Below are 15,366 nucleotides of genomic sequence, written 5' to 3'. Positions count from 1 at the left end.
TTTCGGAGTGGGGGAAGGGATTTGGGCCGTGACACCCTCTACCTGTTTGGTATTTCATCTAACTCATTTTTTATCCAAAACAAAACAATGTATATTTTGGCCATTTTTACAAAAAAGAGGTCAGTAATGGAAAACCATTCTCTAAAAAGGAGTTGCATATTGGGCAATTTTTTTCCAAAAAAAGTTTGGGTGGAGCCGGGCGCGAGCCCGGCCCCGGAGGAGAATTTATGGAGAGGATTGGAGGGGCATTGGGGAAAAAAGGAAAAAAGGTGGTTGGGAGTCGGTTCTCGTTCAAGCCGAGTGAGCCTATCCTCCCAAACCAAGGTTTAGGAAATCTTTTTTCCGACGTTTTTCATCAACCACCTCGTGTCATTCTACATCTCTCCTGATATTTAATCCTGCCAAAACCATAATTCCGTTATTCTGTATCAAAAATTCATATTTGGTATGAAAATGGTCATATTGAAGGATGTACTATCCCATTATTTGGAGAATGGAGGCCATTCCTTGTTTTTCTGTCATGAGGGCGAGAAGCGTTAAAAGGAGAGAAACCATGTTTCTTATATGAAGAATGGCCTTTCATCCAAGGAAAAGAGGGTTTTGCTCGAGCTTTCGCGTAATGCCCGTTTGTCGGATAGGGAGCTCGCGTCGCGGTTGAAGACCTCCCAACCCACGATCACCCGCATCCGCACTAGGTTGTGGGAGGAGAAGTTCGTGGATCGGTTTCTCATCCTCCCTAATCTGGAAAGGTTCGGCCTGGATTTTCATGCGTTCACATTCGTCAAGGCCGCCCACCCGGCCATTCTTAAAAAAATTATTCAATGGGGGAATGAGCAGGGGAATGTGGTCTTCGCCGCGGAAGGAGAGGGATTGAATAATCATCATTTCCTTCTAGAATCCCTGCACCCTGATTATGGGGAATACCAGGTCTTCATCAAGCTGTTCAGGGAAAAGTTTCCGGGGCAGGCGATGGAGACGAGTTCATTCTTCGTGGATGTGTCCAATATTACTAAATTTTACCATTGGCATACCCTCTTGGAACACCGTTTGGCGCATATAGGGGATATTCCCCGTTGGAAGGGAGAGGTTCCCAGTCGCGTCAGCAACCGTGAGCGGTTGCGCCAAGCTTTGGGGAAAATTCCCAACCCCTTGCGTTCCCGAGATGTTCGAGTGGAAGAAGAAGTGGAGTCGAAAGAGAAAATAGAGGAATGATATTTTTAATTGGTAATAAAAAATGGGAGCGATTAGCAGGAAAAAATAGGTCAAATCCAATTAGATAAGTTTTCCCGTGTGACCATTTTTACTTTTTTAAGGGCGAGCTACAGCTGATCCACTTCCTCGAATGGATTGAGCAGGTTTCGGGTGCCGAAGCAAAGAGGATATTTGGGACAGCTCCAGAACGCGCGGGAGGTGCCCATCTTCACCACCATTTTGGTTTCGCAGTCCGGACACGGAGGCGCTTGCGTGCCCAGCTCCGCGTGCGTCCCGCAACTGGCTAGTTTGAAGGTATTCTCGACTGTGGCCTTTTTTCCGCATACCACGCACGCACTCATTTTTTGGATCGCCCGGGTTGCCATAGATAGTGCCCTCATAATATTTAACTATTTTACGTGAAAAAATGTTTTAAAGGGGTCATGCGGGAGTCCTTTTAAGGGTTCATCCCCCCTTATGGGAATGGCCACCTTGGTTAAGGATATACTTATTTTCTGCCTGGAGGATATCCTCATCCCCGGGAAGATCAATCCAAACCTAAAGATAGAGGGGACGAAGGCATTATTAGATGGCATGAAAACATTCGGAAAATCCCATCCAGAATTGAGGATTTTTCTCATTTCGACCCTCCAGAAAGAGGTTTTCGACACTAAAATGAAAGATTTCAGCCTCTTTTCCTATTTTGACCCCTCCATGGTGTTTGCCGTGGATGAGGCTTATATCGCGTCCAAGTCCCCTGAGGATAAAATCCTTTATGATCAACGCTGCGGGGAAGACCCATACTGCAAAGATGAGTATTTTCGTCAGGTCCAGATGCAAGCCATTCTGGAGAAAAAGGGAGCCACCCCTGAAAAAGCCCTCCTGATCGGGCATGATTATTGGTTTGATGGGTTTTACACCCGGCGCTTCTCAAAAGTGGACATGGCATTCATGACCGATGCCCTTTCCTCCCGAGACAAACCCATCGCTGAAAAAATTGAAGGGTTATGGTATGTGTCGCGGGATTGGAATAGCATTCAGCGTCTCCTCGAGGGGAAAGAATCTCCTCCCAATTACAATTTTCTCGATACCTTCGTCACCACCACCATCGCCGAGGAATTGTTGGGCGGGAAGGGTTTTCCCCTCATCAAGAAGGTGGTTTTGGAACGCCAGCGTGAACGATCTGGGGTGTCCTGATCCTGTTTTCATAAATAAGCCCACCTTACTGCTACATAATTAATAGATTTCTAATCAATTTTCCCCCTCTTTAAAAAACAAATCAATGCATGAAAATTCCAATTATTCCTCAAACATAGGCCGATTCACTCCCACCCATGAGCTCTTAAAGGGTTACACGCATAACAACAGCAGTATTTTTCCCCGTGTGAATCAAGCATGAAAAGTCCGTTTGCTGTCGAAAAACTGAAGGGGCGCTGGGTATTGGATGCCCGGGGGTTTCCCACAGTGGAGGTTGAGGCCCATTCCAATGGGATGATCGGCACGGCCATGGCCCCATCTGGAGTCAGTAAAGGTCGGTTTGAGGCCCACGATTTGAGGGATGGCGAAAAACCCTTTCTCGGAATGGGGGTCCAGTCCCCCTTGAAATCAATCCACACCGTATTAGCCCGCGAGCTCAAGGATGCGAATGCCTGCGCTCAAAATGAGGTAGATAAGCTCATTCTTGACGCCGATGGAACCCCTCAAAAGACCAAATTGGGGGGGAATGCCACCATCGCCGCCTCCCTCGCCGTCGCCCGGTTGGGGGCTTTGCTCCAGGAAAAACCACTCTATGAGCATCTGCGCACCCTAAAGGATGGGAGTACCAAACCCTTTTCCTTGCCCATGCCATTATTCACCCTATTCACGGGAGGGAGCCATGCCAAGGGAAATGTTTTGCCCTTTCAGGAGATTCTCCTCGAACCCCTGAAGGCCCGGAGCATGGCCCATGCCATCCAGATGGGGTCAGAGATCTATCATACCGTGCGCGATTCCGCTTCCAAACAATTCGATTCCCATTCCCTCAATGCAGGGGATTCGGGGGGCATGGCGCTCGCAACCGCCGATATTGAGGTTGCCTTCAACCTCATCCTCGCGTCCGTGAAAGAGTTGGGATACGATAAGCAAATCCGTTTAGGCATCAATGTGGCTGCGTCTCATTTCAGGAAAAAAGGGATGTATCACCTGACTGGGAAGACCATGACGCACCGTCAGCTCGTCAATTTCTATTCTAACCTTCTTGAATCCTATCCCATTTCCTTGCTCATTGACCCTTTTGCCGAGGATGACATTCCCGGTTTCCAGGGGGCCATGACGCGTTTCGGCCACAAGCATGCCATAGTTGGGGACGACTTGTTAGTTTCCAACCCCACCCGAATCAAACGCGTTCTGGATCTCAAGGCCTGCAATGGGTTAGATTTGAAACCCAATCAAGTGGGTACGCTTTCCGAGTCCCTGGAATCATTTATGCTCGCCCAAACCGCGAAGTGGACCACCATCATCTCGGATCGCGCGGGAGATACTGAAGATACGTTCATCGCTGACCTCGCGGTGGGATGGGAATCCAATTACATCAAGTGCGGCGGCCTCATGCGGGGCGAGCGCACCAGCAAATACAACCGCCTCCTCCGCATCGAGGAAGAATTAGGTAAAAAGGCCGAATTCGGCGGAAAGAAATAAATTATTTCCTGCAAAAGAAAAAAATTGTCCCTTAACGAATAAAAAATATTTCCTCACTTCTTCCCATCCGATTTTCCCAACACTTTTCCTTTCTTTTCCGGCTCAACTGAAATTTTTACTTTGGGGATTTTTGGCAATGTAATCTTGGGAAATGAAAACCCTTTCTTTGGGGTGGCCAAGGCCGATGGGCTACTATTCCCTTTTCCTTTTGCACCCAGTCTCCCGGTCTTGTGCATATAGAGTCCTCCCAGCCCGAGGATGATCAATACCACCACGAGAAGTCCCAATCCCAAATAGGGGTTTGATTCCAGCAGAGAGGGGTTGTTGGCCAACCGACTATCATTCTGATCCACGGCGCTATCGTCAAACCCTTTGGCCTGGAGAGAAACCTCATTCCGTCCTCCCGGGGAGAACTCGATGGGTCCGGATTCCAATCCCTTATCCCCCACCACCCCCAATGCTTGGAATTTTCCACTATTAGTAAGGGACATGAGGCAGCTCCCATTTTCATCCGTGGTGCAGGTTTTGACGATGGTGCACTTATTTCGAATCAGGTCGAAACTCCCCACCAAATCGCTGAACGCATTGATGCAGGCGTTCCCATAATCCACGAGGAGAATATCCACGTTCCCTATTCCCGCGTTCAAATCATTAGTGACATGGATCTGCACCCCCGTATCATCTGGGATGAGATTACAATCATTATCCTTCTGGTCGATTATTTCGGGTGCCCCGGGATAAATATCCGATTCGTCATCATTGCAGTCCGCCGGTTCGCTGCACACACTATAACCATCCCCATCAAAATCGAATCCATTATCAACCACGCCATCGCAATCGTTGTCCACCATATCGCATACCTCCTCTGCCCCTGGGTGGATGGAGGCATCGTTGTCGTTGCAATCGTATTTCACAATATCCCCGGCGCACCCCCCATCAATGTATCCGTCGCCATCGTTATCACGGCAATCCTCACATCCCCGCGTGATTATTTTCCATGAGTCCGCAGCGGCCGAGAGCGCATACGCATGCAACCCCGGGTCTCCTATGAAGGCACTGCCGATCTTGTAATCCAATTCCGCGGGAACAACGGTGTTGGCCCCGTTGATTAATTGATAGGCTTTCGTCTGGAGCCGGGATTCAATACCAGAATCGTTTTCCTGGCAGGAGGCGCGGAGGAAAACATTGGCCAAGAGCACCTGGCCATACGCTCTGTTTTGGATGTCCAATGAATAGCTCGCGTACTTGATGGGGTCTCCATTTCGAGTGAATCCCGATCCCGTTTCGGTTTCCTCAAGCTCCAAGAAATAGTGCACCGACCGCTTGTATTCTTTATCCGACACATAAATGGTGTCATCTTTCAGACGCAAGAGGTTGAGGATGAGCGCCGAATCAATTATCCATCCCTGCGTCTGGCTCACGGCCACATTGGAAGGATAGGCTTCGTATTCCGCGCTCCCATCAGTGGGTTTGCATACGTATGAATAGATCCCCGGCCCCTCCCAACGGGTGTAATCCACAAAGCTCCCGTCGCACTGTAATTGGGAGAGGATGGCTTCCGAGATATAGTTCGCGCCGCGCTCGAATTTTTCTTCCCCGGTTTGGGCATGCAAGTGTTGTAGGAACACCCCCGCCAAAGCCAGATAGGTCTTCCGGTTCTCATTGAGTTTGATGGTCCCCCCATCCCCACAGGAAAGGGTGTCTTCCCCCGTGGTTTTTAGGGCGAATTGGTACGGCACCATCCCGATGGGAATACTTTTATCATATTTGTCCATTATCTCATTGGGGTGAAATCCAAATGTTTCCCCTTCGGGAGTAATCATGCTGTCCAGAATGAGGGTTCCCATGCGCTCGGCAATGCGCAAATAGGAATCTCGATTCGTCTCATCCTTCTGGGCGGCATTAAGTAAGGCGATCCCTGTTCCCGCAATCCCTTGCAGGTTGGAGAATGGGATCTTGTTAACCGTGTCAATAGGAATGCTATATTCATTATAGGGAAGCGTGGCATCCCGGCACTGGTTGTCCGTGACAACAATGCCATGCACCTCCGGCCGAACATAGGCCAATCCCCCATTGGGCATTAACGCCCCATCCGCCGTCCCAAAATCTTCCGTATCGGGAACCCAAATCCACGGTAGGATATTGGCTCCCAATTTCTTAGTTTGCGTTTCTACATCCTCCGAAATACCGAATGGGTCATACTCCGGGTTGGCCAATTGACGCAGCGCAAGGCCATACATCCCGGTTTCTCCAAAGTCGGCGGCATTATCATAAAAATCCGCTTCGTCTAACGAAAATCGTGTCTGGGGCAAGTCATACAAGGAGGACCATCCCCGATTGGAATAAATGGCATCATATCCATTCGTCACCATCGACGCGAGCGTGGCATCCAACCCACTCGGGGGATCGGCGGCCAGGGCGAACCCACTGGTAGCCAGTAAAAGGAGTAGGCCAATGATTCCCATTTTCCTTGCCATATCAACCATTACTTCCCACCCGCTTCAGGCTTTTAAACCTTTGAGCCTTCTCTTTTAACATCCAACACTGGAGGAGAAAGCGTATGGCCATGAGCGGGTTTTCCAAATCCATCCTATTGTGGGGTCTCATCACCCTCTTCGGATATGGGATTTATCAATTCTATTTGAATAATCCATCCTTCCCAACCCCCTTGCCATTGTGGACATTGCTCTCCCTCATTGGCATTGGAGGAATGATCAAATGGGTTCCCCATTGGTCCAAGAACAAAGTGGTGCATGTCTGGCTGGTCGTGGTCATCCTCGGGATGGTGTATCATTGGCTGTTTGCCTCCCAATTGGTTCCCGCGCTCATCCCTGATCCATGGGCCTACTGGGCATTGGTCACGGCCATCGGATTCCTGGCCACCGGATTGGTATGGACGACTAAGCATTTCTGGTATGGCGTGGGGGGATTGCACCTGCTCCTCTTCCTCGTCTTGACATTCTCCCCTGCCACCTTGGCGAACAATGGATCCATAGCCCTTGCCCTGGTGAGCGGCCTCCCCCTAATCTACATGGGGGGGATTTTGCAGCAGCACTAGGCCGTTTTCGTCCGGCCGCCCCGATGGACGAGGGAGGGTTACACCCTCCCGGCGGCCGGAACGACACTTAATCCGAACGACGACAATTTCCGCTTTCCTCCGGCTGCACGATTTTGAGGGCCGTTTTCGTCCGGCCGCACCGAGGGACGTGGGAGGTCGTTGACCTCCCAGCGGCCGTAACAATTTGTTTCATTCCTATGTCCACTTTTCAACCAGGGCCGCTTTCGATCGGCCGCCCCGATGGACGAGGGGATTCTTTGAATCCCCGGCGGCCGAATAATTTAATGGAAGTGTTAAACCAAATCAATATTTCCCTTGTTATCCTATTTTTCTCCTCGTCGGTCGATTATATTTTTTTAGTAGCCCCATTATTCCCGAGCGCCTGGAATATGGTGCGTTGTTTGGTGTCGATACCATCAATGGTTACCCGGGGTTGAGTAACATCAAATGTGTATGAGAAGTATTCCAATCCATACCCTTTCAGGAGTTCCAGGGCTTGCCGTCCGATGGTGGGGGCCACGAGGAGACCACGGACCTTGGCATTCTTCTGCTTGCGCACCTCGTGCACATATCGTTGTAATTGCATCACGGAATTGTAGTCCGCCTGCCGTCGTTTCAGTTCAATGACGCAGAGATTTCCATTCGTATCCTCCGCCATGATATCCACCAACCCCTTCCTTAGTACGCTCTCCTGCTTGAGCGGGCGCAATCCTTTTTCCAGGACATCCAAGCTCCCCATGAGCTGGTCATTCAGCTCTTTCTCTGTCCCCACAAGCTTGAAATCGTCATCCCGGTCCTCCATGGTGTGCACTTGGAGCATCTCCACATCTTTCAGGGAGACGATGAGGGTCTCCTTGGGATTCCGTTTCGTGGCCGATACGATTAATCTTCCTTCTTCCAGGGAAGTTGACCAATGAGAGGACATCAAATAGTTGGTGGGACGCAACAACCTGTTTTGGTGAATGGCAAAACTCCCATCCCCCTTGATGAGCAACAACCTACTCCCATAAGCCAGGTTGCTGGCCGCCCGCCCCTGGTATTTTACCTTGCATTCTCCCACGAGCATGACGAGGTCTTTCCGCGCGAGTGCATTATCCAACCGTCTCTTGGCCGCTTCCAGGTTCATCCTTCTCATTACGGCGCCCTGTGTTTTAAGCGTATATTCCACTCAAGCCAGGAGGGGCAATACGCTCAAGAAGATTCTTTTTTTTTCAAATATCCCCTTTTCACCATACCACCAGCCGCTTAGGGGCCTTGCTCCAGGGTTTGAATCCCTCGCGCGTGACCATCCCATTCTCCTCGATGCGGATCCCGAATGTTTTTCCATAATATCCTGGTTCCACCGCCAAGCACATATCCTTTTCGAATGCCCATTCTGCAGAGGGACCAATCCCACTGGGCACATCATGGGTCTCCAATCCGATACCATGGCCCAAGGCATGCGGGATTTTTTTCCCCAATGTTTTTTCCGCGATCGCGAACGCTTTTTTCCCTTTTTCGCCAGGGAAAATGGCTCGCATTCCTTCCTGGAGCGCGCGATGGCATAATGCATACCATTTTTCTTGCTCGGAAGTGGCGTTCCCAAAAACGAATGTGCGCGAGAGGTCCGCGCAATACCCCTGATATCGCGCTCCCGCGTCCATCAGGATTACATCTCCTTTTCTCAATTTGGCGCTCGAATTATAATGGTGGATGTTCCTTGAATTCTTCCCGAACGCCACGATGGTGGAAAAGGAATTGGTGCACCCATTCTTGTGGAATTGGTGGTCAATTTCGGCAGCGAGTTCTATTTCTTTCATCCCGGTTTTTACCACATGATGCATGCCATGCAACACCTCTTGAGTGATGCGCGCGCCCTCCATCAGCTTTTTCTGTTCATCCTTTTCCTTTATTTTCCGCGTCTCCTCCAGCGCCCCACTCACATCCGTGAATCGCGTGCGCGGAAATTCCTTTTTGAGATTGGCCAGCTGGGCCGCCGTTAAATAGGGCAGGTTGATTCCTACTCTCTTCCCTCTCATGAATGGTTTAAGCGCGCGGACCCAATCAGACTTTTTCTGTATCACCGTGAGGGGTCCCCGGTAATTCTTTTTGACGGCCCCTTTCTCCATGTGGCCGCAGATAAAATGTTTTCGTTGGGGGGATTGGATGAAAAAGAAAGTGAAATCTGTGGGATAGAGATTTGTAAACCCGGTGAGCAGGGGGTCTTGGATCGCCTCGCTGGTGCGGATAAGTACAGTGTCCACCCGATTTTGGGTAAACCATTCGGGAGGGAGGGGGCGCATTCCTCAACTAAAATAAGTGTCCTTAAAAGGATTTTATGTTTGAATGGTTTTGATGCCTCTTTCTTCACCTGAATGGATTGCAAAACTACCTATCAAGGATCAATCCAACCTGGACGCGGCCCTTTCATTCCTTCAAGAGATTTCAGTCGAAGACCGGGTAGCGATTATTTATGACCCCGATGGGGATGGCATTTCCGCCGCCGCGGTGACGGTGCGGGCGCTTAAGAAGTGGCGGGGCAAACGCCCCGAGTACATTCATCCTTTTCCTTTTTCTCGCGGGTATGTGGCGGATGATCTGCCTGAGCAATTGAAAAAACTGGGAGTGACTAAGCTCATTACCCTCGACAAGAGCGTAGACCAGATGGGGGTCCCATTCCTTCTCCGCTTGGGGGAGGCTTGCGAGACATTGATCATCGACCACCACCGCGTCGTAACCCCTCTCCAAATGCAGGGAGTGATCATCGCCAAACCCGACATCATCTGGGAGACCGAAAGTAGTTCTTTTCCCACCGCGATGTTCGCGTACACGTTGTTTTCCCACTTCATGGATGTGACGGATTCGGATTGGATCGCGTGCATTGGCATTGTTTCCGATGCTGCGTATCCTCGCTGGAAAGATTTCGTTGACGCCTCTTTGATGAGAGGAAATTACCCAGTCATGGATGTTCCTTTTGAGAATGCCTTTGGCCGACTTTCGGGGATGATTTATGCCACGGGCGCCCTGTCTTCCCGACAATTACCCGAGGTGCTTGATCTCCTTATCGAAGCCAATTCTCCCAAGGTCATGCTGGATTCCGGTTTCATGTCTTTGGTGGCCATCATGGAGGAAGAGATGAACTTCTGGTTGGAGCGCCTTCCCAATGAGATGGAATATTTCCCCGAGCTCGAGCTCCATATTGGCAAGGTCAAACCCAGGCACAACATCAAGAGCATCCTCATCAATAAATTGTCTCAGAAGATGCCCAACCAAACCATCCTTCTCCTCGAGGAATTTAAGGATAAGATTCTTATCTCTGGTCGGCGGCAGGACTTCAAGGTTCCCATCAATGTGCTCTTGGAAACCGCGACCCGGGGTTTGCCTGAGGCCAATGGCGGGGGTCATGTTCCCGCGGCCGGAGGCATCATTCGGGCTGAGGATGAGGCGATCTTCATGGAGCGAGTGAAAGCCTTCCTCCGCGCCCATGCCGCGTCGGCCGCTCAGACCTAACAAAAAAGTTGGGTGGAGATGCATCCTATTTGAGTATCAGATGTGTCATTTCTCCACATTCAAGAATATGGCCTGCGAATAAGATTGCTCATTCATTCCCACACTTACCTCAATGCGGTAGCTCCCGGGCAGGAAGGGATGGGACGTGGGGTTGAGGGGGAGCACGAGGAACTGCAATTTTCTTTTTTCCTGCGCTCCTAATGAGGAAATGGTTTGTTGTTCGGGGGAGATGCTCACCTGCTCCTGGTCGATGACCGTGGGACGGATAACCAACCCATACGTCGGTTGGCCCGTGGGATTAGAAATGGTCACCTCCAACACCGTTGATTCGTTTTGGGATAACGATACTGGATTCTTGGAGAATGATAGCGCGATGGGTTGGGTGGCCCCATCCAGAAGGAGCGCCCCGATCAGCACCAAAAGCACAATTCCCAACGCCAAAGGAATCCATTTCCCATCCTTCAAAGCCGATACGATTTCCCATCCCGGGAGTTGTTTCTGGTAGAGCTTCATCCTTCCATTCCCCCCGTTCTCCTTTTTTAGGCTTGCTTAGGGGAGGGTGAACAGCTTGTCGTCGTCCTTCCCATCCATGATGCCCGCCCGCACCCCCGCGTCCAGCCAGGCGTGAGCGTATGAGAAAGAGGCCAGGGCCAGGAGCAGATCCCCCTGCGTCTGGAAATGGAGGCCGTCGTTGAAGTAGTGGTTGGCCATGGTCAGAAAATCCATGGCAATGGTATATTCTTTCGTATCCTTTTTGGGGATGAGGCTCACTTTTTGCAATGCCGATTGAGTGGTGTTCTTATATTTCTCCACTCGTATCTCCAAATCCCCCCTCAGTTTCTCATTCTCGAGCCGCCATTTTTCCTGCTCATTTTCATTCATCCTCCCCACCCCCCGAGGGCGCGCAGCGCGTCTCTTTCATGCGCATTCATGTCCCCGCACACGATGAGGGATTGGGGGAATTTCTCCCAATTCTGTTTCTGCAGTTCCCCCAACCTAGCGGCACGAATCTCAGGATTTGGTGAACCCATCCCCCCTAACCCTACCCCCACCCATTCGTGCACAACGACCCGGCGGGCCTCTCCCGCTTTCAGGATGAAAGAAATGGCTTCGTCCACGCGCATCATTCGCTGTTTCTCAGGGTGCAGATCGAATAAGCAATGGGTGTGCAATCCCATGGACTTGTTTTTCACGATGATGTCAAATGGGGATAAAGGCTCATGCCCCTCCTCGGGGAAAACGAAAGTTGTTGTGCGCCCGAATTTGTATTCGTCCAATCCACATACCCCGCGATAATCGAACACCGACACCCCCGGAATGACTTGATAGGGAATGCGCTGTCTGACGCATTCCTGGATAAGACTTATGTGCGTCGTGGCCGTGAGGGGATTCCCATAAACCAGGAGGGCGATGTGGTTTTGCTGGGCGCGCGAGAGAAACCCTTTCATCCCTTCCTCTATGTCACTCCTCCCAATGGGGGATAATTTACGATGCACGATTCCTTCCAACCCCTCCAGGTTCCCTTCCGCATACATGGATGTATATCCCTCCACCCACGCCGAATCGCTCGCTTGGATGGCATGCAGGGCTTCCAGCGTCAGTTGCCGTGGATTTAATCCCAATCCAATGAGGGAGAACATGAACCAGGAAAGTCGGGAGGGGCATTTAAGGCCTATGGGCTAAAAAATGGGGTGTCAGCTACACGTCCCTGCGAGGATGGTCAGGAGATTCCTTCCCCCCGTGGCTAAACCTAAGATGGCGAGGAAGATGAGGACGTATCCCCGCATGTTGGGGTCGTTGTCCTTGGTGAATTCTTTATGGAGGAAGTACACGATGAAAAGGATGAGGGGTATCTTGATGAAGAAGAAGGAAATATTTCCGAATGCCCCAAACAGGAGGCGGGGGAGCACGTGCTGTTCCGCGCACTGGAAGAATTCTAATGCCACGAATGTGGCTCCGGCGTCCAAAATCTGCCCGCTCACGGCGAGCTTGGCGAGGTTATCATCCAAAAATTCCCATTTTAGCCGTTTGGCCATGTAGAATAGGATCCCGCTCACGATGGCGACGAGCGCGAGGATGCCTAAGAAAGCTCCCCATTCCATTCCCCGCATCAGATTGAATAGGAACACCGGCAATGCCACCAGTAAGCCAAAGGCGAAAGTAATGGTTGTGGCGTTCCGGTGGAGGGGGGTAGACAGTAATTTCCCCAAACCCATTCCCAGTACAACCAATACAAAGGTAAGTATCCAAATGCCGGGAGTAAATACATAGAACCCCGCGTCAAGGGGATTCACCGACCGCTGGATAATATCCTGGTCCTCCAGCACGCGCAAAGAAATCCCAAAAAGGATATAGGGAATCAGCATCCGCATGAAATCCCAATTAAACACCACTCCTCGCTTGGTGAGATAGGGATAGATGACATAGAAGGCGACCCCCAGGAGGATCAACCCGTACACGAGGGTGTTCACCGGGTTATATCCCGGCACACTTGAGTCCACGATGGGCCGGATAAAGAATTCCTGGATGAAGTCATTTGGGAAGGCCATCACGCATCCTTTCACCCTTGGTTCTTTTAAGTTCTATTCCCAATTTTTGGGGATGGAACCAGTAACCCCCTTCCGGAAGCGTTTGGATGCCCTCCTTACCCCGGCCGAGAAGCGTCACGCCGTCTATGCCTTTGATATGGTCGGGGATTTAGCCCTGATCGAGATTCCCCAACCCCTCCAGAAGAAAAAGAAAAAAATCGCCCATGCCCTGCTAGATGCCAACCCAAGACTGACGCGCGTCTATGAAAAAGTGGGTCAGCATGGGGGGAAATTCCGTTTGGAAAACGTGCGTTGGCTCGCCGGCCAAAAAGGGACGCGCACGCTTCATAAGGAATGGGGGTGCGTGTTCGCAGTGGAAGTGGGGGAAGCCTTTTTCAATCCCCGCTTGGGCACCGAGCGCCAACGGGTGGCCGCTGACATAAAAAAAGGCCAACAGGTATGCGTGTTCTTCGCGGGCGTAGGGCCTTTTGCTATAACCATTGCCAAACATGCCCATCCCATTCGTGTTATGGCCATCGAATGGAATCCTCAAGCAATTCCTTTCCTGAATGAAAATATCAGGCGCAATAAAGTGGAAAATATTATCGTTCCTCTTCAGGGCGATATTTCCAAGATTTCCCCAATCCCTGAATTTGATCACGTGATCATGCCCGCCCCTGAGACGGCCATCACCTATCTCGCGCGGGCCGTGGAATGGGTTTCCCCCAAGGGGGGGTTAATTCATTTGTATGCGTTCATGCCCAAGGATGGAGGAGAGATTTCTTTGCGCACGGCCATTACAGAATCTCTTTCCAATTCCACTCGTTCCTGGCGCATATCCTTCTTCCGGAAGGTCAGCGATTTCTCTCCCAGTGTGCAACAGGTGTGCGTGGGAATCAAGGTGGGTCAAACAAAATCCGCTCGTCGAAAAATTCATTCGGTGTCATTCATTCGAAAACGTATCACCAAAACCAATAAGCCCATTCGTCAACCCCCTAAAAAAAACCGGGTGAGGGCAGTGGCATGAACCTCGTCTTAATGGGCCCCCCCGGCTCGGGAAAAGGAACGATTGCGCAGTTGCTCACCAAGAAAGGATGGGTTCACTTTTCCACGGGTCAAGCTTTGCGTGATCATGCCGCGCGAAAAGGAAAATTCGCGGCGCGCATCGATACCTTGTTATCGAAAGGTCATCTCGCCTCCGATGCCATCACGTATCATGTTCTCCAGGAAAACCTATCCCGATTGGAAGGAAAAAACGTCCTTTTCGACGGGTTTCCCCGGAACCTCGCCCAGGGAAAGGGAGCCCGAACCCGTTTAAATCCTCTGGGAATGGATTTCGATGCCTTTATTTTTCTTGAAGTTTCCACGAATGAAGTAGTAGCACGCCTGGCGAACAGACGTCAATGCGCCATGTGCGGTCGCGTGTATGGAAAACAGAATCCATCTAAAAAAGTAGGAGTGTGCGATGCGGATGGCGGGAAGCTTATTCGGCGCGACGATGATAAACCTGCTGTCATCCGTGAGCGCTTTCGCGTTTATAGGACGCAAACCCTTCCCTTACTCGATTGGGCCGCGGAGCGGTATCCCGTGTTTGAAGTCAATGGGAAAGGGTCTCCTACCACCGTATTTAAACGGGTTGTGCGGCTCTTGGATAATTGGAGAACTCGCCCAAAAAAGAAAAAAGGAAGGTAGTTGGCATGGGAAAGGGATTGTTTATCGTCCTGGATGGAATTGATGGGAGTGGAAAAACGGTGCAGGCGGGAAAGCTGGCTGAATGGGTGTTCAACCATTACAAGCCCGTATTCACCATTGTATTAACCAAGGAATACACTGGTTCCAAATTTGGGAAAGAGATCCACGAGCGCCTGTTCAAGACAGCGGATGACTCGTCGACCCAAAAGGAGCGCATGCTCGAACTATTTGTCTTAGATAGGGAGGATCATGTCGACCATATCATCGCCCCCATGCTGGAGCAAGGAGCTCTCATCATTTGCGACCGGTACAAATACGCCACCATCGCCTACCAAACCGCGCAGGGGGTTCTCTCTTCCCATGCCATCAAGGAGAATGAGGGTTTTCCCATCCCCGATCTGGTGCTGATATTCAACATTCCCGTGGAGGAGAGCGTTTCCCGCATGGAGAAGGCCGGGAAGCCGTTGGCCAAATTCGAGAAGCGCGCTTTCTTGGAACGGGTCAAGAACGAATTCGCCCAGCTCCCCCAAAAGCTTCCCAAGGAAAATATTGTCTTCATCAATGCCAACCAAACCATTGAATCCGTTCACCGGGATGTGGTGGCGCAGGTGAAACCCTTTATCGAGAACATGGTGAAGTGAATTATAATATCGTGGAATTACCAGCGTTTGGATCGAGGGGTCATTATGATAAAAATGACCATGCTGAAATGTTTCTTCTCATAGGGCAAAG

General features: G+C 50.7%; 16 protein-coding genes. 8 read left to right on the top strand and 8 right to left on the bottom strand.

Features of this window, described 5'->3' with window-relative positions:
- The first annotated feature begins 564 nt into the window (after positions 1 to 564).
- A complete protein-coding gene (locus Q8P05_01440; protein ID MDP2666147.1) occupies positions 565 to 1,212 on the top strand; it encodes an Lrp/AsnC family transcriptional regulator in 648 nt (215 codons plus the stop codon).
- 107 nt (positions 1,213 to 1,319) lie between these two features.
- On the opposite strand, the gene Q8P05_01435 is transcribed toward Q8P05_01440, so the two are convergent.
- On the bottom strand, positions 1,320 to 1,577 hold the full coding sequence (locus Q8P05_01435) for a hypothetical protein (GenBank protein MDP2666146.1): 258 nt from the start codon (positions 1,575 to 1,577) through the stop codon (positions 1,320 to 1,322).
- 97 nt (positions 1,578 to 1,674) lie between these two features.
- Here Q8P05_01435 and Q8P05_01430 point away from each other — a divergent pair, with 97 nt between their 5' ends.
- Positions 1,675 to 2,388 carry a hypothetical protein gene (locus Q8P05_01430; protein ID MDP2666145.1) on the top strand — a complete coding sequence of 238 codons (714 nt, stop codon included), beginning with the start codon at positions 1,675 to 1,677 and terminating at the stop codon, positions 2,386 to 2,388.
- 198 nt (positions 2,389 to 2,586) lie between these two features.
- Positions 2,587 to 3,867 carry a phosphopyruvate hydratase gene (eno, locus tag Q8P05_01425; GenBank protein MDP2666144.1) on the top strand — a complete coding sequence of 427 codons (1,281 nt, stop codon included), beginning with the start codon at positions 2,587 to 2,589 and terminating at the stop codon, positions 3,865 to 3,867.
- Positions 3,868 to 3,920: 53 nt separating this feature from the next.
- On the opposite strand, the gene Q8P05_01420 is transcribed toward eno, so the two are convergent.
- The gene (locus tag Q8P05_01420; protein MDP2666143.1) at positions 3,921 to 6,353 is read right to left on the bottom strand and encodes a putative metal-binding motif-containing protein; all 2,433 of its coding nucleotides are present in this window, start codon (positions 6,351 to 6,353) and stop codon (positions 3,921 to 3,923) included.
- Between the two features lie 74 nt (positions 6,354 to 6,427).
- Between Q8P05_01420 and Q8P05_01415 the strand changes: the two genes are divergently transcribed.
- Entirely contained in the window at positions 6,428 to 6,925 is a 498-nt protein-coding gene (locus tag Q8P05_01415; protein ID MDP2666142.1) for a hypothetical protein, read from the top strand.
- Between the two features lie 346 nt (positions 6,926 to 7,271).
- Here Q8P05_01415 and nucS read toward each other — a convergent pair whose 3' ends face one another.
- Both nucS and Q8P05_01405 read right to left on the bottom strand, forming a co-directional pair.
- Positions 7,272 to 8,051 (bottom strand): endonuclease NucS, encoded by a 780-nt coding sequence (gene nucS, locus Q8P05_01410; protein ID MDP2666141.1) that lies wholly within the window; start codon positions 8,049 to 8,051, stop codon positions 7,272 to 7,274.
- A 100-nt stretch (positions 8,052 to 8,151) separates the two neighbouring features.
- Positions 8,152 to 9,207 carry a Xaa-Pro peptidase family protein gene (locus Q8P05_01405; protein MDP2666140.1) on the bottom strand — a complete coding sequence of 352 codons (1,056 nt, stop codon included), beginning with the start codon at positions 9,205 to 9,207 and terminating at the stop codon, positions 8,152 to 8,154.
- 52 nt (positions 9,208 to 9,259) lie between these two features.
- On the opposite strand from Q8P05_01405, the gene Q8P05_01400 reads away from it, so the two are divergent.
- A complete protein-coding gene (locus tag Q8P05_01400) occupies positions 9,260 to 10,414 on the top strand; it encodes a DHH family phosphoesterase (protein ID MDP2666139.1) in 1,155 nt (384 codons plus the stop codon).
- A 45-nt stretch (positions 10,415 to 10,459) separates the two neighbouring features.
- Here Q8P05_01400 and Q8P05_01395 read toward each other — a convergent pair whose 3' ends face one another.
- The 4 genes from Q8P05_01395 to Q8P05_01380 are packed head-to-tail and all read right to left on the bottom strand — an operon-like array spanning position 10,460 to position 12,963.
- Positions 10,460 to 10,927: a hypothetical protein gene (locus Q8P05_01395; protein ID MDP2666138.1), complete on the bottom strand. Its 468-nt coding sequence runs from the start codon at positions 10,925 to 10,927 to the stop codon at positions 10,460 to 10,462.
- Positions 10,928 to 10,963: 36 nt separating this feature from the next.
- On the bottom strand, positions 10,964 to 11,296 hold the full coding sequence (locus Q8P05_01390) for a DUF357 domain-containing protein (GenBank protein ID MDP2666137.1): 333 nt from the start codon (positions 11,294 to 11,296) through the stop codon (positions 10,964 to 10,966).
- Positions 11,293 to 12,054, bottom strand: coding sequence for a diphthine synthase (dph5, locus tag Q8P05_01385; GenBank protein MDP2666136.1), 762 nt, complete (start codon positions 12,052 to 12,054; stop codon positions 11,293 to 11,295). The genes Q8P05_01390 and dph5 overlap by 4 nt, the downstream gene beginning before the upstream one ends.
- A gap of 54 nt (positions 12,055 to 12,108) precedes the next feature.
- Positions 12,109 to 12,963, bottom strand: coding sequence for a DUF63 family protein (locus Q8P05_01380; protein ID MDP2666135.1), 855 nt, complete (start codon positions 12,961 to 12,963; stop codon positions 12,109 to 12,111).
- 52 nt (positions 12,964 to 13,015) lie between these two features.
- Between Q8P05_01380 and Q8P05_01375 the strand changes: the two genes are divergently transcribed.
- Genes Q8P05_01375 through tmk form a run of 3 tightly spaced genes read left to right on the top strand, consistent with a single transcriptional unit; the run spans position 13,016 to position 15,275 of the window.
- On the top strand, positions 13,016 to 13,969 hold the full coding sequence (locus Q8P05_01375; GenBank protein ID MDP2666134.1) for a methyltransferase: 954 nt from the start codon (positions 13,016 to 13,018) through the stop codon (positions 13,967 to 13,969).
- Entirely contained in the window at positions 13,966 to 14,634 is a 669-nt protein-coding gene (locus tag Q8P05_01370; protein MDP2666133.1) for a nucleoside monophosphate kinase, read from the top strand. The genes Q8P05_01375 and Q8P05_01370 overlap by 4 nt, the downstream gene beginning before the upstream one ends.
- A 5-nt stretch (positions 14,635 to 14,639) precedes the next feature.
- Positions 14,640 to 15,275: a dTMP kinase gene (gene tmk, locus Q8P05_01365; GenBank protein ID MDP2666132.1), complete on the top strand. Its 636-nt coding sequence runs from the start codon at positions 14,640 to 14,642 to the stop codon at positions 15,273 to 15,275.
- Positions 15,276 to 15,366: the final 91 nt, after the last annotated feature.

The sequence above is a fragment of the Candidatus Diapherotrites archaeon genome (assembly GCA_030688545.1).
GTDB lineage: Archaea > Iainarchaeota > Iainarchaeia > Iainarchaeales > VGJJ01 > VGJJ01.
This window is presented reverse-complemented; position numbering and strand designations above follow the sequence as displayed.